At 30.5% G+C, this 16,712-nt stretch carries 20 protein-coding genes; 2 read left to right on the forward strand and 18 right to left on the reverse strand.

Going from position 1 to position 16,712, the window contains the following annotated elements; translation table 11 throughout:
* Positions 1–21: 21 nt before the first annotated feature.
* From csrA to AC4PG3_RS00180, 18 genes are all read right to left on the reverse strand, one after another.
* On the reverse strand, positions 22–237 hold the full coding sequence (gene csrA, locus AC4PG3_RS00095) for a carbon storage regulator CsrA (protein ID WP_492197061.1): 216 nt from the start codon (positions 235–237) through the stop codon (positions 22–24).
* Positions 231–677 (reverse strand): flagellar assembly protein FliW, encoded by a 447-nt coding sequence (gene fliW / locus AC4PG3_RS00100; protein ID WP_492197062.1) that lies wholly within the window; start codon positions 675–677, stop codon positions 231–233. Before fliW ends, csrA begins: the two co-directional genes overlap by 7 nt.
* A gap of 272 nt (positions 678–949) precedes the next feature.
* The gene (gene flgL / locus AC4PG3_RS00105) at positions 950–1,843 is read right to left on the reverse strand and encodes a flagellar hook-associated protein FlgL (RefSeq protein ID WP_492197063.1); all 894 of its coding nucleotides are present in this window, start codon (positions 1,841–1,843) and stop codon (positions 950–952) included.
* A gap of 3 nt (positions 1,844–1,846) precedes the next feature.
* Entirely contained in the window at positions 1,847–3,412 is a 1,566-nt protein-coding gene (gene flgK, locus AC4PG3_RS00110; protein ID WP_492197064.1) for a flagellar hook-associated protein FlgK, read from the reverse strand.
* A gap of 10 nt (positions 3,413–3,422) precedes the next feature.
* Complete coding sequence (locus AC4PG3_RS00115) at positions 3,423–3,791, reverse strand: hypothetical protein (protein ID WP_492197065.1); 369 nt, start codon at positions 3,789–3,791, stop codon at positions 3,423–3,425.
* Positions 3,784–4,089 carry a flagellar biosynthesis anti-sigma factor FlgM gene (locus tag AC4PG3_RS00120; RefSeq protein WP_492197066.1) on the reverse strand — a complete coding sequence of 102 codons (306 nt, stop codon included), beginning with the start codon at positions 4,087–4,089 and terminating at the stop codon, positions 3,784–3,786. Before AC4PG3_RS00120 ends, AC4PG3_RS00115 begins: the two co-directional genes overlap by 8 nt.
* Positions 4,090–4,175: 86 nt before the next feature.
* Positions 4,176–5,255 carry a flagellar motor switch phosphatase FliY gene (gene fliY / locus AC4PG3_RS00125; RefSeq protein ID WP_492197067.1) on the reverse strand — a complete coding sequence of 360 codons (1,080 nt, stop codon included), beginning with the start codon at positions 5,253–5,255 and terminating at the stop codon, positions 4,176–4,178.
* Positions 5,248–6,246: a flagellar motor switch protein FliM gene (gene fliM, locus AC4PG3_RS00130; protein WP_492197068.1), complete on the reverse strand. Its 999-nt coding sequence runs from the start codon at positions 6,244–6,246 to the stop codon at positions 5,248–5,250. Before fliM ends, fliY begins: the two co-directional genes overlap by 8 nt.
* Before the next feature lie 2 nt (positions 6,247–6,248).
* The gene (locus AC4PG3_RS00135; RefSeq protein WP_492197069.1) at positions 6,249–6,653 is read right to left on the reverse strand and encodes a chemotaxis protein CheW; all 405 of its coding nucleotides are present in this window, start codon (positions 6,651–6,653) and stop codon (positions 6,249–6,251) included.
* 14 nt (positions 6,654–6,667) lie between these two features.
* A complete protein-coding gene (locus tag AC4PG3_RS00140; protein WP_492197070.1) occupies positions 6,668–7,030 on the reverse strand; it encodes a response regulator in 363 nt (120 codons plus the stop codon).
* Between the two features lie 14 nt (positions 7,031–7,044).
* Positions 7,045–7,638, reverse strand: a complete 594-nt coding sequence (locus tag AC4PG3_RS00145; RefSeq protein ID WP_492197071.1) for a chemotaxis protein CheC — start codon at positions 7,636–7,638, stop codon at positions 7,045–7,047.
* Entirely contained in the window at positions 7,631–9,634 is a 2,004-nt protein-coding gene (locus AC4PG3_RS00150; protein ID WP_492197072.1) for a chemotaxis protein CheA, read from the reverse strand. The genes AC4PG3_RS00145 and AC4PG3_RS00150 overlap by 8 nt, the downstream gene beginning before the upstream one ends.
* A 24-nt stretch (positions 9,635–9,658) precedes the next feature.
* Positions 9,659–10,432, reverse strand: a complete 774-nt coding sequence (locus AC4PG3_RS00155; protein ID WP_492197073.1) for a CheR family methyltransferase — start codon at positions 10,430–10,432, stop codon at positions 9,659–9,661.
* On the reverse strand, positions 10,432–11,445 hold the full coding sequence (locus AC4PG3_RS00160) for a protein-glutamate methylesterase/protein-glutamine glutaminase (protein WP_492197074.1): 1,014 nt from the start codon (positions 11,443–11,445) through the stop codon (positions 10,432–10,434). The genes AC4PG3_RS00155 and AC4PG3_RS00160 overlap by 1 nt, the downstream gene beginning before the upstream one ends.
* A gap of 10 nt (positions 11,446–11,455) precedes the next feature.
* On the reverse strand, positions 11,456–11,935 hold the full coding sequence (locus tag AC4PG3_RS00165) for a chemotaxis protein CheD (RefSeq protein WP_492197075.1): 480 nt from the start codon (positions 11,933–11,935) through the stop codon (positions 11,456–11,458).
* A gap of 37 nt (positions 11,936–11,972) precedes the next feature.
* On the reverse strand, positions 11,973–12,437 hold the full coding sequence (locus AC4PG3_RS00170) for a chemotaxis protein CheW (protein ID WP_492197076.1): 465 nt from the start codon (positions 12,435–12,437) through the stop codon (positions 11,973–11,975).
* Positions 12,438–12,535: 98 nt separating this feature from the next.
* Positions 12,536–14,677 (reverse strand): methyl-accepting chemotaxis protein, encoded by a 2,142-nt coding sequence (locus AC4PG3_RS00175; RefSeq protein ID WP_492197077.1) that lies wholly within the window; start codon positions 14,675–14,677, stop codon positions 12,536–12,538.
* 200 nt (positions 14,678–14,877) lie between these two features.
* Positions 14,878–15,093, reverse strand: a complete 216-nt coding sequence (locus AC4PG3_RS00180) for a hypothetical protein (protein ID WP_492197078.1) — start codon at positions 15,091–15,093, stop codon at positions 14,878–14,880.
* Positions 15,094–15,268: 175 nt separating this feature from the next.
* Between AC4PG3_RS00180 and AC4PG3_RS00185 the strand changes: the two genes are divergently transcribed.
* Both AC4PG3_RS00185 and AC4PG3_RS00190 read left to right on the forward strand, forming a co-directional pair.
* Positions 15,269–16,414: an IS91 family transposase gene (locus AC4PG3_RS00185; RefSeq protein ID WP_492195896.1), complete on the forward strand. Its 1,146-nt coding sequence runs from the start codon at positions 15,269–15,271 to the stop codon at positions 16,412–16,414.
* Positions 16,415–16,443: 29 nt separating this feature from the next.
* A complete protein-coding gene (locus tag AC4PG3_RS00190; protein ID WP_492195895.1) occupies positions 16,444–16,680 on the forward strand; it encodes a hypothetical protein in 237 nt (78 codons plus the stop codon).
* Positions 16,681–16,712: the final 32 nt, after the last annotated feature.

Here is a 16,712-nt window from a genome sequence, read left to right on the forward strand (position 1 = left end):
GACAAAAAACAATCTGCTTGATTATTCCTTTAGCATATCTAATATATTCACATCTGCTTCTATAGATTTCTTATTAGCCTCTATTACTTCATCGTAGACTTCTCTTCTTAATACAGTTATCTCTTTTGGGGCTTCTATGCCTATTTTAACTTTACCATCATCTATAGAAAGTATCTTTATCTCTATATTATCCCCTATGATTATAGATTCATCTTTTTTTCTATTTAAGATTAACATGCTGCATCACCTTCTGGAAATAATAGGTGTCTTGTATTATATGGACTATTATTTAAAATAAACTGTTTACCCTTTTTATCCTTTAGGTTTATAACTATAGGAGCTAGAAGATTTGCTGTACTTTCCTTTAAACTTTCACCCAATGTAACTATATTATATATTTCCATTTCATTATTTTTTTTAGGATCTATATTTATATTTTCTAATTTATCATCCGGAAGTTCTATATCATAGCCTTTAAAAAAATCCCAAGGATTTATTATTATAAATGCAATTTGGGGATTTTTTATATCTTGTAAGAATTTAAAGTGAAGATTTCCCTCTACATTTAAAATCACAAATTCCTTATGGTCTTGAAAGCCCAATATTCCATTTGGAAAATTCATAATTTTTTCTTCTTCTATATTTACTTTTCCAAGATATTTAGTATTTATTTCCATATTATTACATCCTTTTTTGAAGATTAAAGTCAAAAGATAGATTCCTCATTTCATTCGGAATGACAATCAAATGCTCTGAGCCACAATGCTCTAAGGTTTTATTGTAAAAATAAGGCTACATTATGAGAAATTTACTAGAAGTATTCACTAAGTAAAAAAATTGGTTTGGCTCCCACTGTTTGAGCATAGCGAGTTTGGGAGCCTATTTTTTTATGTGTGATTATACTTCTTAAATTTTGAATTCAGTAGCCGTTTTTTGCAATAAAACCAACTTATCTCATATAGTCAAGTAAACTTGGTTGCATTATCTTTGCTCCCACCGATAATGAAGCTTGGTAGATAGTTGCCATAGTTACATACTCCATATATTTTTCTGCTATATCTATATCTTCTCTTTCGGATAATACTTTATTTAAATTTAAGTTTTCCGATTCATTTCTTGCCTTTGATGCTTCTAGGCGATTATTTATAGCTCCTACTTTTGATCTAACTCTTATTACATTGTCTATATGTTTATCTATATCACCTAAAAGTTCTCCTGAGATCTTATCTAAATCTTCTGGAGTACCATTATCTAATGCAGTGACTACTTTATTTAAAAATTCTCCCAAATCTTGACCTTGTGTTACTTCACTTCCAGCAGTTACTAATTCCATCTCTACACCTTTTGAGATTTCCCTTGAGATATTATTATCATCACCATTGTATGTCAATACTCCATTATCCACTTCAAAAGGAGTAGCATTTGTCTTTTGACCTCCAAATATATATCTTCCATCAAAGTTAGTATTTAAAACATCTGCTAATTGTTCTACTTGCATCTCTACTTCATCTTTTATAGCTAGTCTATCGGTTTCTGATAAGGACCCATTTGCTCCATACACCATCAATTCTCTTACTCTATTTAATGTAGATGTTACATCATTTAGAGCTGTATCTTGGGTTTCTACCCATCCCAGGGTGTCACTTATATTTGAATTGTATTGTTCATTTTGTTTGATATTTTTAGTCATATCCATTATCTTTGCAACTAAAAGTGGGTCATCAGAAGGTTTGGATACTTCTTTTCCTGATGTTAATTTATCATGATAGCTTTGCATTTGCTCTAAATTTCTTGAAAGATTTCTTAAAAAGCTATTTGTAAGTGTACTTTGTGTTATCCTCATATTCTACGCTCCTGTTCTATTTATGAGTACATCTAACATCTCTGTTAGTACTGATATCATCTTTGCATTGGCTTCATATGCCTTTTGAAATTGTACTAGATTTCCAACTTCTTCATCTATAGATACTCCAGATGTGGATTCTCTTTTGAACTCTAATTGAGCTAATAATACTTCTTGATTGTCCACCATTTGATCTGCGTGTTCCTTTGAAACTCCTACTTTAGTAACTATATCTCTATAGGCTCCTTCTATGGTAACTCCACCTGTATGATCCTTTATATTCATATTGTCAGGGTCATAATCTAAAGCAGCATTAGGATCACTAAAGTCTAATTTTGTATCTCTAAGTCTTGCTAGAGCTAAAGCTCTTGAGCCATCTCCTTCAGGTGAGTCTGAATTTTTCCCTGCATTTACCTTACCACTATCTTCTAGGAGTTCATCGTTCATCTTTATATTTCCTGCATTTATCTCGCCATCTGTAGAGACGAAGAAATCAATGCTATTTCCATCATCACTATGAATCATATTCACAGCCTTTGCCATATTTTTAGCAAAATTATCTAGATTAACTTTTCTTTCATTTATATCATTTAAGGAGTCTTGATATCCTTCTAGTCTGCCTGATTTTAAAGTGGGAACTATGAACTTAGGATCTTCACCATCTATATCTTTTTGATTAAGAACTATATCTCCTTCAGATAAATTCTTTATCTTATCTATTGTATCTGCATCAGTAACAGTATAAGTTTCAGCTCCATTTAAGGAGTCGCCTCCTTTAGCTACGGAGATTTCCCAAGTCCCATCTCCATTATCTTTTATATCAGTTACCATACTCATTTCAAGTCTATCTTCACCAAGGACTTCTTGTCCATCTATCTCAATATCTACTCTACCATATTCGTCAAAGCTATGGTCAAATTCTGTAATTCCACTTAATTCCTTTAGCATAAGATCTCTTTGATCTAGTAGATCATTTGGAACTTGTCCTTTTATTGCCACATTAAATATTTGTTTATTTAAGGAATCAATTCTATCTACTATAGAGTTAAAATCATAGGCATTCTTTTTTATTTGACTTAAAGTCTCATCTTCAAGTGTATCTATTTGATTTGCCATATGGTTTAAAATATCTGTAAGAGATTTGGATTTTTCTACTACTACTGTCTTTGCATTTAAACTTTCTGGGTTTTTGCTTAGCTCTTGAAAGGCATCAAACATTTCATTTAAATTGAAATTAAGCCCAGTCTCTGATGGTTCATTAAATATTATCTCTAATTGTCCCATTGTTTCAGATTTAGATTGAAATTTTTCATAAGTTCCTGTTTCACCCATTATTTGATTGTGGACATATTGATTTACCATCCTTACTATACCTTCCATTTTTACACCTGTACCAAGTTGTCCTACTCCTGTTAAATTGTAGGCAAGATCTGCCTTGAAATCTACTCTTTGTCTAGAATATCCTACTGTGTTTGCATTTGAAAGATTGTGTCCTACAGTGTGTATTGCTGTTTGTTGGGCCATTAAACCCTTTGTAGCTGTATTTAATGTATTAAATATACCTGACATGTTTTCACCTCTACACCCTTTGATTTACTAGATTTATACTCTCTGTTTTTCCATATTCTCCTGTGCTAGAATATGGATTTGAAGCTTTTTTAATATTTTTTGCAATACTCTCAAGAATTGCTTCTTGATAATTTAAAGCTTGCTTAGTTAAAAGGAGATTTAATTCCTGTAATGAATCAATCTCCTTTTTTAGACTTATTATCTCTTCATCATCCTTCGAAATCTTTACTTCTAAACTTTCAAGTTTTTCCACTAAATCTGATTTTTTTTCTAATATATCTTCCAATTTTTGTCCTTCACTTTTCATAAGGGCTTGTTTTTCTTCTTTTAATAGCTGACATAAGTCCTTTAGATGGTTTTTTAAATCTTTTCTACTCATTTCTTTTCCCATCTCCTTGGAAGTTAATACTTTCTATCATCTTGTCTGCTATTTCTTCTCCAGATACTTTGTAAGTATCATTTAAGACAGCTTTTCTTATTTCCTCTACTCTCTTAGAAAAATTTTCACCTTCTCTAATTTTTTCGGCTAATTTTCTAGCAGATTTAGAAATTTCTATATTTATACTATTATTTTTAGTTTTCTTTAGGTCTTTGTTCCCTTGTATATTTTTATTATTTTTATTTTTATTTAGATTTAAATTTTGAATATAGGCTTGATGCCCTTTATCTATTTTCATAATCATCTCTCCTAAACCCTTTGACATATATATCGGAAACTTATGTATAAATTTAATAGTGTTTTTAATTTAAATTAAAAACACTATTATTTTAGATTTTTAACTCTTTGTTCTTTGCTTAATATATTTGTAATTCTAACTCCAAAGTTTTCATTTATGACAACTACTTCTCCTTCAGCTATTAGCTTTCCATTTACATATATTTCTAAAGGTTCATCTGCTAATTTATTTAATTCTACAACCGACCCATCTCCAAAGGATAGGATCTCTCTTATGGTTTTTTTGCTTTTACCTAAGACTACGCTGAAATCCAGAGGTACATCCATTATTAAATCTAAATTCCTATTATTTGCATTTTGTGTTCTACTAGAATTTAATTCACTAAATTGTGGCTTTTGCACTAGGATTTTTTCTTGTACTACTTCTTCCTTCTTAGGCTCTACTTTTTCTTCTACTATAGGCTCTTCCTTTACTTCTTCAGGTTCTTCTTCCATGACAGGTGCTGCTGTTTCGCTCATCATTGTCTTCACGATTTCTTCTACAGTATCCATAGAATATATTTGCATGATTTCACTTTGGATAAGTCCATCTACTGTAAGATCAAATGATATTTTACATATATGACTATCTGAACTTATTTTTTCATAATCTATATTTTCCGTATTATCCCAGACCTCTACATCTGGTGGCAATATATCTACTTGTTTTCCAAGCATGGTTGCCATGGAAGTAGATGCTGAACCTATCATTTGATTCATAGCTTCAGCTACTGCACTTAGTTCTAATTCACTAAAATTTTCATTTGGATTTGTACCATCTCCACCCATCATTAAATCAGCTATGATTGTGGCATCTTTTACATCCATCATTAGTAGATTATTTCCCTTAAGTCCTTGTTTAAATTCTATATTTGTAACTACTTTAGGTATAGTACATTCTTCTACTATAGATCTAAAAGGTATCAAAGATACCCTTGGGGTAGTTATTAAAACCTGTCTATTTAGTATATTTGATAGGGTTGTAGCCGCCATAGACATGGATATATTTCCAACTTCCCCTATAATGTCTTTATCTATATCACTTAGCTCTTTTTCTGATTCTACCTCATTTGAGTTTTTCCCTACTAAGGCATCAATCTCTTCTTGAGATAATAGGCTATCACTCATTGTCATCCTCCCCCTCTATATATTGTAGTACTTCAACTGCTAATTTCCCCTTGTGCCTTCCTGGTTTTACCAGATAGTGCAGCTTATCTTCTACGTACATCTTCAGGGGATCTGTAGTTTTTAATTCTAACTGTATTATATCTCCTAGCTCTAATTGTAGAAAATCATCCACAGTAATTTCTGTATTTCCTAAAACTACTTCTAAATCTACAGAGGAAGCTATTATTTTATCTGCCAAAACATTTTGCTGTTCTTGATTTGATTGCTTTTCAAAGTCAAACCAGTTTCTAAAACTCAATTTATCCATTATATTTTCAAATGATACAAAGGGAATACATAAATTCATAAAACTCTTATTTTTATTTATATCTACAGAAAAACTTATCAAGACAACTGGTTCATTTGGAGACAAGTTTTGAATTAATTGTGGATTAGTCTCAAGGGAGTCAAGTTCAGCTTTTAAATCTATTATTTCTCCCCAAGCTGCCTCAAAGGATTTCAAGATATTTTCTACCAATTCTTCTAAAATCCCTAGTTCTATATCTGTAAATTCTTTTTTGTTCATAGTATCTAAATTAAATTCAGTAGATCCTCCACCGCACATAAGCTCTATATATTGGTAGCAAAATTGAGGGTTTATCTCAAGTAATTGAACTCCACTTAATGGCTTTGATTTAAATAGTCCTATAAGTGTAGTTCTAGGAATAGACCTTATGAACTCATCATAACTAATCTGTTCTACAGCTCCTAAATCTATCTCTACATCAGAATTAATCTGACTCGATATTAGATTTCCAGAAATCTTTGAAAAGTTTTCAAAAATCATATAGAGAGTATTTATATACTCTTTAGATAATTTGATAGGCCTGCGAAAATCGTAAGACCTTATTTTATCTTCTCTTTCTTCTTCTAAATCTTCAGATACAATTTCTCCAGTATCAATTGCATTTAAAAGTGAATCTATCTCTTGTTGTGATAAGACCTGTTTCAATTTTATCCCTCATTTTCAGAAAAAAGTACATCCATATCAATGATATTTATAATATAATCTTCTTTTTTTATTACTCCTATTATTCCATCCACTACTTTATCACTGACTTTCTCAATGTCCTTGTTTTCAATATCAATTACTCCTACTATATCCTTCACCATAAGACCTAATTTTTCTTCATTATAGTTTATAATAATTATATTATTATAGCATATATCGTCTTTATGGTGCAAAATCTTAAATAAATTTATAAGACTTACTACATTACCTCTTAAATTTAATAGACCCTCTATCCAATCTTGTGAATTTGGTACACGTGTTGAATTTGTCTTTTTTGTTATTTCATCTACTTTGTCTGTGTTAATTGCATAATATTTGTCTTCTAGTGTAAAAACAATAATTTGCATATTATTCAACTCCATTATATACTAATTTTTTGTAATGCCTTTATAACTCTATCTGTATCAAAAGGCTTTACTATAAAGTCTAATGCTCCTGATTTTATAGCTTCCATAACCATAGATTGTTGACCCATGGCACTGCACATTATAACCTTTGCCCCACTGTCTATCTTCTTTATCTCTTTTAGTGCGGCTACACCATCCATTTCTGGCATAGTAATATCCATAGTAACTAAATCTGGATTTTCAGTTTTATACATTTCTACAGCCTCTAATCCATTTTGTGCTTCTCCTACTACCTCAAAGCCATTTTTCTCAAGTATATCCTTTAATTTCATTCTCATAAATATAGCGTCATCTACTACTAAAACTCTTTTTGACATAATAATTTCTCCTTTCAAACTCCTACTTTTTCAAATAATTTTTCTAAAATACCTGGTTCTGGTACAAAATAAAGGGCTGTTTCCATTTTATCTCCTAGATAATAGAATTCATTTTTTATTATCATTATATCTTCATCGTATTGTCCAGTTTCTATATATAAACTACTTAGTATTGCTCCAAACATATCCTGTACAAGTATAGGTACAGAGGAAACTAAATTTATATCTAGCATCTTTGATACTGAGTTCAAAAATGAAGAAACTAATATATTTACCAGCTCTTTTAGCCCTGAATTTATAAGCTCTTTATTTAATTCAATTCCATCTGGAGTCATCATATTTACTAAACTCCCTGCAACTTCTTCAGGGATTATAAATAAAAATACCCCTCCTGCATCTCCTAGAACTCTCATCAATACTCCATTTACCATTTTATCTTCATTCATAATTTCTTGGTAAACTTCTTCATAATTTTTTATTTCTATAATAGGAACTGACATATTTACAGGCTTATCAATCAACTGGGATATGCTTGTAGCAGCATTTCCTCCACCTATATTTACTATTTCCTTTATAATATCAATTTCTATATGAGTATATTTATTCAATCTCATCACCCTGATTTTCTTTGAATAGATTACTCACATCTAATATGAGAACTATCTCTCCATTTCCAAGAATAGTTGCTCCTAGATATTGGTCTGAATTTTTTAGAATTTTACCTAGCTTTTTAATTGCAATCTCCTGTTGTCCTACTAAATCATCTACTAGAAGTCCAAAATACTTATCTCCTAATTTTATGAATATAATATGATTGTTGTTAGAATTTGATTCTATACCTAATTTTTCATTTACTCTTATTACTGGGATAGTTTTTCCATTATATATATATACTTCATTGTTGTGAATTTGAATAATCTCATCTTCTTCATATCTAGACACCTTTTCTATCATTCCAAGGGGTAGAGCAAATACTTCTTCTCCTATATTTACCATAAGCACTTGAATAATAGAAAGAGTTAATGGAAGTTTTATAACAAAAGTAGTTCCTAAATTTACTTTACTTCGTACTTCTATGGTTCCACCTAGGCTCATAATCTTCTGTTTTACTACATCCATTCCAACACCTCTACCTGAGATATTGGTAACTTCTTTATTAGTTGAAAAGCCTTGATGGAATATTAATTGTACTAAATCTTTGTCTTCCATTCCACTTGTATCTATTCCTTTTTTTTCTGCACTTGCCTTTATAACTTTAGGATCAATGCCCTTACCATCATCTTTTACTATAATAATTACCCTATTTCCCTCTTGATGGGCTGTAAGTTTTATTTCTCCTTTTTCATCTTTTCCAAGGGCTAATCGATCTTTTGGAGATTCTATACCATGATCTGCTGCATTTCTTATGAGATGGACAAGGGGTTCTCCAAGCTCTGATACTACAGTTCTATCTAATTCTGTATCTTCACCTTCTATCACAAGCTCAATTTCCTTTGAAAGCTCTTTTGAGAGATCTCTTATCATTCTTGGAAATCTATTTAAGACTACATTTACAGGTTGCATTCTTATTTTTAATACTAAATCTTGTAATTCTGTAGTTATCCTAGCTACATGTTCTAGCGGTTCTCTTATTTCCACAACTTCTTCATCTTTTGTAATATCTTCTAATCTAGTTCTATATATTACAAGCTCTGATACAAGATTCATAAAACTATCTAATCTGTGTAAATCAACTCTTATGGATTGATTCATATGATGAAGATTAGACCTAGATTTAGTGTTTTTCTTATGTTCTTCTTCCTCTTTTGAAACTACTTTTTCTTCCTCTTTGTCTTCTGCCTTATTTTGTATAAATTCTTTATCAATTTCTTCTATTATTACTTCTTCTATTTCTGCATTATTTAATATTAGCTCTTTTGTATCCTCTATATCAGATTTAGTAAGATATATCATCCTAAAGATATTTCCAAATTCCCCTTCTTCTATATCTTGAGCTGAAGGTTCTAGCTTTATAATATCTCCCTGTTGCTCTAATTTATTTATGACTAAATATGCTCTAGCTCCTTTTAATACTGAATCCTCATCTATTTTTATTCCTATATTATAAGATTTGTAGTTTTTTTCCTGGGCATTTTCTATGACCATTTTATCTGTTTCATTTATATCCCAATTTAAATCAAAGTCTTTACTCTTAGACATATTTTCTGTTTCTACATTTTGCTTTTTATTTACTATGGCTTCTAAGGAACTCAGAAGTCCCGCTATATCATATTCTCCATCTTCTCCTGCTCTTAAGTCTTCTACTATTTCTGATAGCTTGTCCAAACAAGAGAATATAAGACTTATAATATTTGAATTAACTTGGACTTCCTTTTGCCTAAATAATTCAAATACACTTTCCATACTATGGGTAAGCTTTGCCATGGTATTATAACCCATAGTTGCTGCCATTCCCTTTAGAGTATGTGCTGCTCTAAATATTTCTTCTAGGACTCCATTTTCTTCAGGGTTTTTTTCCAGTTCTAATAGACAATCATTTAGTGTTTGTAAATACTCATCTGTCTCTTCAAAAAACAATTCTCTGTATTTATTATTATCCTCCACTTTTTTTCACTCCTTTGATCTACTCTAAATTTTTTCATATATAAAGGTAGATAGCTTTTTAAATCCGAATTTTTCAGGATTATATATTGTCTCAGTTGCACCAATAAAAAATACTCCTCCTGGAACTAATGATTTATGGATTTTTTCATATATCATATCTTTTGTTTCATTTTTAAAATATATTGTAACATTTCTACAAACCACTACATGGAATCCACTTGGATAATTATCTAGTATAAGATCATGTTTTTTAAAATTTACCATTTCTTTTATATTATCTTTTATTTGATATTTATCATCTATACTATTGAAATATTTCCCAATTTGTAGATTATCCATATTTTTTAAATCCCTATTGTGATATATACCTTCCTTTGCTTTTTGTAAGACTATATCATCTATATCTGTAGCTAATATTTTATCTTTTAATTTAATATTATTTCTATCCGATATAATTCCTATAGAATATGGCTCAGCTCCAATGGAACAAGCTGCACTCCATATATTTAATCTTTTAAACTTAGGAGATAATTTATCCTTTAATATATTTTCAAATTCATTAAATATTTCCTTGTTTCTAAAAAATTCTGTTACATTTATAGTTATATAATCTAAGAAGATCCTCTTTATCTCCTCATCCTTTGAGATAAGTTTTGAATATTCTTCTAGATTTTTTGCTTTGGAACTTTTCATTACTGTGCCTATTCTTCTTTGTAATTGTTTTTCTTTATAAGCATCTAAGTCAATATTCAATTCTCGTTTTGCCCATTTATAGAAAAAATCATAATCTAGCTCCATTATCTCACCTCTATAGTTCTATTTAAGATGTCTGATATATCTTCTAAGTCCATTATTTCATGAACTACACCTTTTTTTACAGCACTTCCTGGCATACCATATACTATGCAGGTTTTTTCACTTTGAGCAATGTTAAACCCACCTGAGTTTTTTATTTTTTCCATACCTGCTGTACCATCTCTTCCCATACCTGTTAAGATAATCCCCAGTGTATTTTCACCATATTCTATTGCTGATGTTTCGAATAGGTAATCTACAGCTGGCCTTACTCCATGAATTTTTTTATCTTTATTTAAATTTATAATTCCATTTTTAATAGTCATATGAAAATCTCCAGGAGATAGATACACCCTGTTTTTTTCTATACTCATTCCATCCTCTGCCTCTACCACTTTTATATCTGACTCTTGGTCTAATCTATTCGCGAAAGATTTAGTAAAATTTTTAGGCATATGTTGAACTATAAATATAGGCACATTTATATTTTTAGGTAATTTACTTATTAAGTATACTAATGCCTTTGGTCCACCTGTAGATGCTCCTATTACTACTGCCTTTATATTTTTCTTAAATAAATCTAACTCTTCTTTAACTCCATGTTTTTCTGATCTTGGGAAGCAGTTTTTACAATTTACAACTGATTTTATCTTTTTTTCTAGTTCTAGTTTCAACTCTTCTAAATCCGATCCCAAATCTTTTGGCTTTTCTATAAAGTCTAAAGCTCCTATTTGTAAAGCTTCTATGGTTGTATCAGTCTTATTGTTTGAACTCAGCATTATGACTGGAGTTTGATAGCGCTTCTTTATCTCTTTTAAGGTCTCTATACCATTTAGCTTTGGCATCTCTACATCTAATGTTATTATATCTGGCTTTAATCTTTCAATTGCATCTAGGGCATCTAGCCCATTTCTAGCTATACCTATGACTTCAACATCTTGCATCTGTGCTATCATATCAGAAATTAACTTCCTCATAAATGCTGAATCATCTACAATTAATAATTTTATGGACATTTTACCCTCCTCATATATTGATGATATCCTTGTTTACAGTTTTTATATTTACAGAAAAATCATCTAAATTTACTATCATAGTACGACCTATTTTCCCTCCTACTTCCTTACCTAAAATAGGTATACCCAAATCCTTTAGAATCGCTTCTACTGCAAATACATTTTTATCTCCTATGCTACCTACGAGACTATTATTTGTAAAACTAAACATGCTTGCTCCTCCTGCAATCTTTGCAACTAAGTCTTTTGTACTCTTACTATTTATCTCCTTTACCATCTTTGGAATAGCAAGATTTGCAAATTTTTCAATCTTTATATTTTTAGTAAACAAATTGCTGTCTGGAAGCATTATATGACTTAATCCTCCTATCTTTGTAGACTTGTCATATATGGCAATTCCTACGCAGGATCCAAGCCCTAAAGTAATCAATTTATGTGGATTGTGTGATATTTTATAATCTGAAATTCCTACTTTTATTTCTTTTGACATCTTCTCACCAATTTCGTAGTTAATAAGTATATAAGATTTAATTTATTTGCTCTTCTCTTTCAATATCTTCTAATAATTCCTGCTCTTTTTGCTCATTTAAAATTCCATCTATATCTAAAACTATTGTAATACCTTCATCTAACTTTATAAATCCTGATATATATTCTTTTGATACATTTGTATCTATATTTGACTTCTCATAATACTCTTCTTGAAAATTATTTATTCCTATTATATTGTCTACTACAACTCCCATTTGTCTATCTTTCCAGGCTACTACTATAATCTTTGTATTCTTAGTTTTTTCTATATACTTTCCATATAATCGTATATTCAGGTCAATAACAGGTAGTATAGAATCTTCATATTTAATAACCCCTAAAAGATATTCTAAAGACTCTGGTATTTTTTTTGGTTCTTGAAATTCTATTATTCTTTCCACCTTTGTCACATCTATTGCAAAGTTTTGATCCATATTTGTAAATAAGATGTATTTTTCCATCTCTACGCCTCCTATATATAATTAAGAATACAAAGAGATTTCCAACATTCTAGAAATCTCTTTGTATGAGAAATTCTTAACATCTCAATAAACTTTTCTTATATCTTAAATTTATTTACTACTAACTTTAGCTCTTGAGCAAGATTTGCAAGTTCTTCGCTGGAGCCTGCAACCTCTTCCATAGATGCTAATTGTTCTTCCATAGATGCTGAAGCTTCCTCTGTAGCTGCTGAATTTTCCTGGGCTATAGCCGTTAGATTCTCTAGTGCATTTAAAATAGTATCCTTAGATATCATCATCTCTTCTCCAGATTCATTTAGCCTTTGTGCAGCATTTATAGCATATTTTATGGCCTCTAATACCTGATTGTATTTCTCTTGGCTATCCTTTACCCCTTGGGCTTGTCTTTTGGTTATCTCATCTACTCTCTCCATAGCCATTACAGCTTCCCCAGAATTCCCTTGTAGTTCTTCTACTATATTATCTATTTCCCTAGTAGATAGAGAGGATTGCTCAGCTAGTTTTCTAATCTCTTCTGCTACTACTGCAAATCCTCGTCCAGCCTCCCCTGCCCTTGCGGCTTCTATGGCTGCATTAAGAGCAAGCAAATTTGTCTGATCTGCTATAGATGATATAACTCCACTAGCTTCACTTATTCTATTAGAGCTATTGTTTGTATCTATTATAGCTTGATGAGCTTCTCTTATAGAGCTTTCACTTTCCTTGGTGATGATTGATAATTCTTCTATATCATCTAAGCCTTCCTTAATAATATTATTAGCTCTTTTAGATGATTTGTTTAGACCATTTAAATATTCTTTGTTTTTTTCTATTATAGCTCCTAATTCATGAGACTTTTTAGATCCATCTTCTACATTTACAGCTTGTTCTAATGCTCCCTTTGCTATCTCTTCCATAGTTTTTGTAACTTCTTCTGATGCCATTTTAGACTGTTCAGATGTAGCTGTTAATTCTTCACTTGATGCGGCCACTTGCGTAGATGCATTATTCGCTTCATTTATAACTTCTCTTAAACTTGTAATTGTATTTTGAAAAGCAGCTGCTAATTCTCCGATTTCAGTATTATCTTTAAGTAGTTTTTCGTCTATGTCTTGAGTTAAATCTAGCTCGGCAATTCTCTTTGATTCCTTAGTTATTTGAATTATAGGCATTGTTATAAATTTACCTATTATAAGTGCTGCTATTATTCCTACAACTAGTACTAATATAGCTATAGTAAGTATCTTTGTCTGTAAAGCAGATATTCCTTCTAATACAACTTGCTCATTTTGAGAATATACTACTATCCACTCAGTGCCTTCAATAGGCATAAACCCACCTATCTTTTCTTCTCCTTCATAAGAGTATTCAGACACTCCCTTTTTATTTTCTATGGCATATTGGAAAAAATTAGCCAAAGAAGTTAAAGATTCATCATTTTCTACTCGTCTGATTGGATTGAATTGAGTGTTTACTAAAGTATCATCAGGATGACCTACTACTTGTCCTTTCCTATTAATAATAAATCCATACCCTACATCTCCAAATCCTATACTCTTAGAGATATCCCCCAATGAATTTCCATCATTGCGACCTGTTATTGCCCCTACTATTTTTCCATCTCTTTTAATTGGTGTAGCATATATAATAGATGCTTCAAGCGTCTTTCTATCAACTATTAAATCTGAAATGCAGGTTTCTCCGTTTAAAGCCTTATTTATATATTCTCTATCATCCATTCTTATACTAGTTCCATCTAGATATTTAGCCTTTCCATCTAAACCTACTATAGTTAATTCTTCGAATCCTGCCCTATCTAAAATTTCTACTATATCTTGTCTTTGAATGTCCCAATCCATAGTTTGTATATCTTCTCTATTTGCTATCATTTCTAAATTATGCTTTTGATTTTCCATTATATTTTTTAAGATTTTGGAAGCTTCATATGATATAGACACCATGTCAGATTTAGCATCAGAAATTAAAGCATCTCTTGTAGTTTTTAATCCTATGTAACTTGTTGCAGCTTGAGATATTATAATAATCAATATAAAACTTAAAACAAGTCCTCTTTTTATACTTTTAAATTGTTTTTTATCTTTAGATGACTTTTTTTCTCCCCTATTAAACTTAGGAATTTTCTTAAACTTAGGCATTTTGATTTTTAATTTTGTTTGAGATGATTTTTCTTCCTGTTCTTGCTCTTCTTGCTCTTCTTGTTCTTGTTTTATCTCTTCCATTTCCACCCTCCATATCTAAACTTGTTCACTCTATTAGTTTTATCGGCTAAAAATTTTAAAGTTTAAGTAAGTTTTTGTATTCTCTTGTCTAATTTTTAGGTGTTATAAGTACTATTAAATTAAAATTTCTAATCACTCATAAGAAAGTTCCAAATTAAACATAAAACATCCCCTCAAAAAAAGGGATGTTTTAATGGATTTTATGAGATTGATTTTTTTAAATCTGTAGTTTTATTTACTAAATAAATGGATATTTGACTTATTATAATAATTAATGCACATATCATAAAGGTACTTATGTCCATCTTCTTATTTACCCACTGTCCAGGAAATACTAAGTCAAAAAATGAATAAGAGTTTACTATTACATTGTTGCCAATGAGTATAATAGCTAAAAATACAGCCCAAATCTTCATCCCAAACTTATAGTTTAAACTGGCGATAAGCTGCCATAGAGAAATAAATGTTAAAAATGTCATGAATAAAGAGATTATAAAAATAGCGTCTACGACGCGTTAAAATCTTAAATTTTAACTTTCTTTTTAAAATTAAATTTGTTTTCATTTGGGTATAAATATTTTGGTGATATTTATGCCCAATATTTCTTTTAAAATTAAAGATATCTTTGCAGATCATTGGGATGCTTTTCTTAATGAAGGTTATCCTATTAGACCTACTGTTTTAAAAAATGTTGATAAAATAATTAAATGTGGTGACTCTTCAATGGGACACGCACTTTATCACTGTGAACACTGTGGTAAGTTTAAGCATGTCTATTTTACTTGTAAAAGTCGTTTTTGTAACTCTTGTGGCGCTAAGTATATTCAAGATCGTGCTTCTTCAATTTCTTCTAAACTCATTAATTGCAAACATCGTCATATTGTTTTTACTATTCCTAAAGAGCTTAGAATTTTCTTTAGCAGAGATAGAAAGCTTCTCAATCTATTTTTCAAGGCTAGTGCTGATACTATTCTAACTTGGTTTTTTAAATTAAATAAATCTGAGAATTTGAAGCCTGGGTTTATTTCTACTATGCATACTTTCGGTCGTGATCTTAAATGGAACCCTCATATACATATGCTTTTAACTGAAGGTGCTTCTGGTAACAGAACTGTTTGGAGAAAAATCTCTCATATTCCTTTTAATATGCTCAGGAAAAGGTGGCAAGCTACTATGCTTTCATTTCTTCATAAAAACCTTGGTTCTTCTTTTTATTCTCTTAAATCATATTTGTTTAAAAATTATCCTAAGGGTTTCTATGTTTATGCTAATCCAAATGTTAATTCTAAATCTTCTGAGGCTGTTAAGTATATTATTCGATACACTGGGCGTCCTGCTATGGCTCAGTCTCGTATCATTAATTATGATGGTGAATTTGTTGAGTTTTACTATGATCGCCACGAAGACAACAAACGGGTAGTTGAAAAAATACATGCTATGGATTTTATTAAGCGTTTAATTATTCATATTCCAGAAACACAATTTAAAATGATTAGATATTATGGTCTTTATGCTAAAAAATATTCTCATTCTTCTAAGCTCTATCTAATGGATACTGTTTCTAAGAAAAACTTTAGAAAAAAGTATTCTAATTGGCGTGCTAGACTTCTTCTTGCTTTCGGTGTAGACCCTTTATGGTGTTCTTGTGGGCATACAATGGAACTTGTTGATATTTTTCATTCAGGAGAAAACCAGTATATTGATAATTTTCCTTCTCAATTGTATAATAGTGCTTAGTAATTAATTTAGCACTGTGGAGGTGTTTTATGAATATTCTTGAAGGTTTTTCTAAAAATGATGATTTAGTAGAATTTATTTGTACTAAATGTGGTTATTCCCTTTGGGTTCCTAGTTTCATTGTAAATCAATTAGAAGAGGATAATATTTTTAATGGTCTAGCTCCATCTGTTCCACCACAGCCTTATTGCCAAGTTTGTGATGGTATTATGACTCCAAAATCATATACTGGTATTCGTGGTGTTCACTATGAATACAAAAAGTAATCTAATTTCTATTAGATTTTTTGGTATGCTTT

Source organism: Tissierella sp. QWL-11 (assembly GCF_058683765.1).

What these genes read in the sequence shown, in the direction of transcription:
- csrA (WP_492197061.1), bottom strand. Translation starts at nt 237, where the DNA reads ATGTTAATCTTAAATAGAAAAAAAGATGAATCTATAATCATAGGGGAT.
- fliW (WP_492197062.1), bottom strand. Translation starts at nt 677, where the DNA reads ATGGAAATAAATACTAAATATCTTGGAAAAGTAAATATAGAAGAAGAA.
- flgL (WP_492197063.1), bottom strand. Translation starts at nt 1,843, where the DNA reads ATGAGGATAACACAAAGTACACTTACAAATAGCTTTTTAAGAAATCTT.
- flgK (WP_492197064.1), bottom strand. Translation starts at nt 3,412, where the DNA reads ATGTCAGGTATATTTAATACATTAAATACAGCTACAAAGGGTTTAATG.
- AC4PG3_RS00115 (WP_492197065.1), bottom strand. Translation starts at nt 3,791, where the DNA reads ATGAGTAGAAAAGATTTAAAAAACCATCTAAAGGACTTATGTCAGCTA.
- AC4PG3_RS00120 (WP_492197066.1), bottom strand. Translation starts at nt 4,089, where the DNA reads ATGAAAATAGATAAAGGGCATCAAGCCTATATTCAAAATTTAAATCTA.
- fliY (WP_492197067.1), bottom strand. Translation starts at nt 5,255, where the DNA reads ATGAGTGATAGCCTATTATCTCAAGAAGAGATTGATGCCTTAGTAGGG.
- AC4PG3_RS00135 (WP_492197069.1), bottom strand. Translation starts at nt 6,653, where the DNA reads ATGCAAATTATTGTTTTTACACTAGAAGACAAATATTATGCAATTAAC.
- AC4PG3_RS00140 (WP_492197070.1), bottom strand. Translation starts at nt 7,030, where the DNA reads ATGTCAAAAAGAGTTTTAGTAGTAGATGACGCTATATTTATGAGAATG.
- AC4PG3_RS00155 (WP_492197073.1), bottom strand. Translation starts at nt 10,432, where the DNA reads ATGGAGCTAGATTATGATTTTTTCTATAAATGGGCAAAACGAGAATTG.
- AC4PG3_RS00160 (WP_492197074.1), bottom strand. Translation starts at nt 11,445, where the DNA reads ATGTCCATAAAATTATTAATTGTAGATGATTCAGCATTTATGAGGAAG.
- AC4PG3_RS00165 (WP_492197075.1), bottom strand. Translation starts at nt 11,935, where the DNA reads ATGTCAAAAGAAATAAAAGTAGGAATTTCAGATTATAAAATATCACAC.
- AC4PG3_RS00170 (WP_492197076.1), bottom strand. Translation starts at nt 12,437, where the DNA reads ATGGAAAAATACATCTTATTTACAAATATGGATCAAAACTTTGCAATA.
- AC4PG3_RS00175 (WP_492197077.1), bottom strand. Translation starts at nt 14,677, where the DNA reads ATGGAAGAGATAAAACAAGAACAAGAAGAGCAAGAAGAGCAAGAACAG.
- AC4PG3_RS00180 (WP_492197078.1), bottom strand. Translation starts at nt 15,093, where the DNA reads ATGAAGATTTGGGCTGTATTTTTAGCTATTATACTCATTGGCAACAAT.
- AC4PG3_RS00185 (WP_492195896.1), top strand. Translation starts at nt 15,269, where the DNA reads ATGCCCAATATTTCTTTTAAAATTAAAGATATCTTTGCAGATCATTGG.
- AC4PG3_RS00190 (WP_492195895.1), top strand. Translation starts at nt 16,444, where the DNA reads ATGAATATTCTTGAAGGTTTTTCTAAAAATGATGATTTAGTAGAATTT.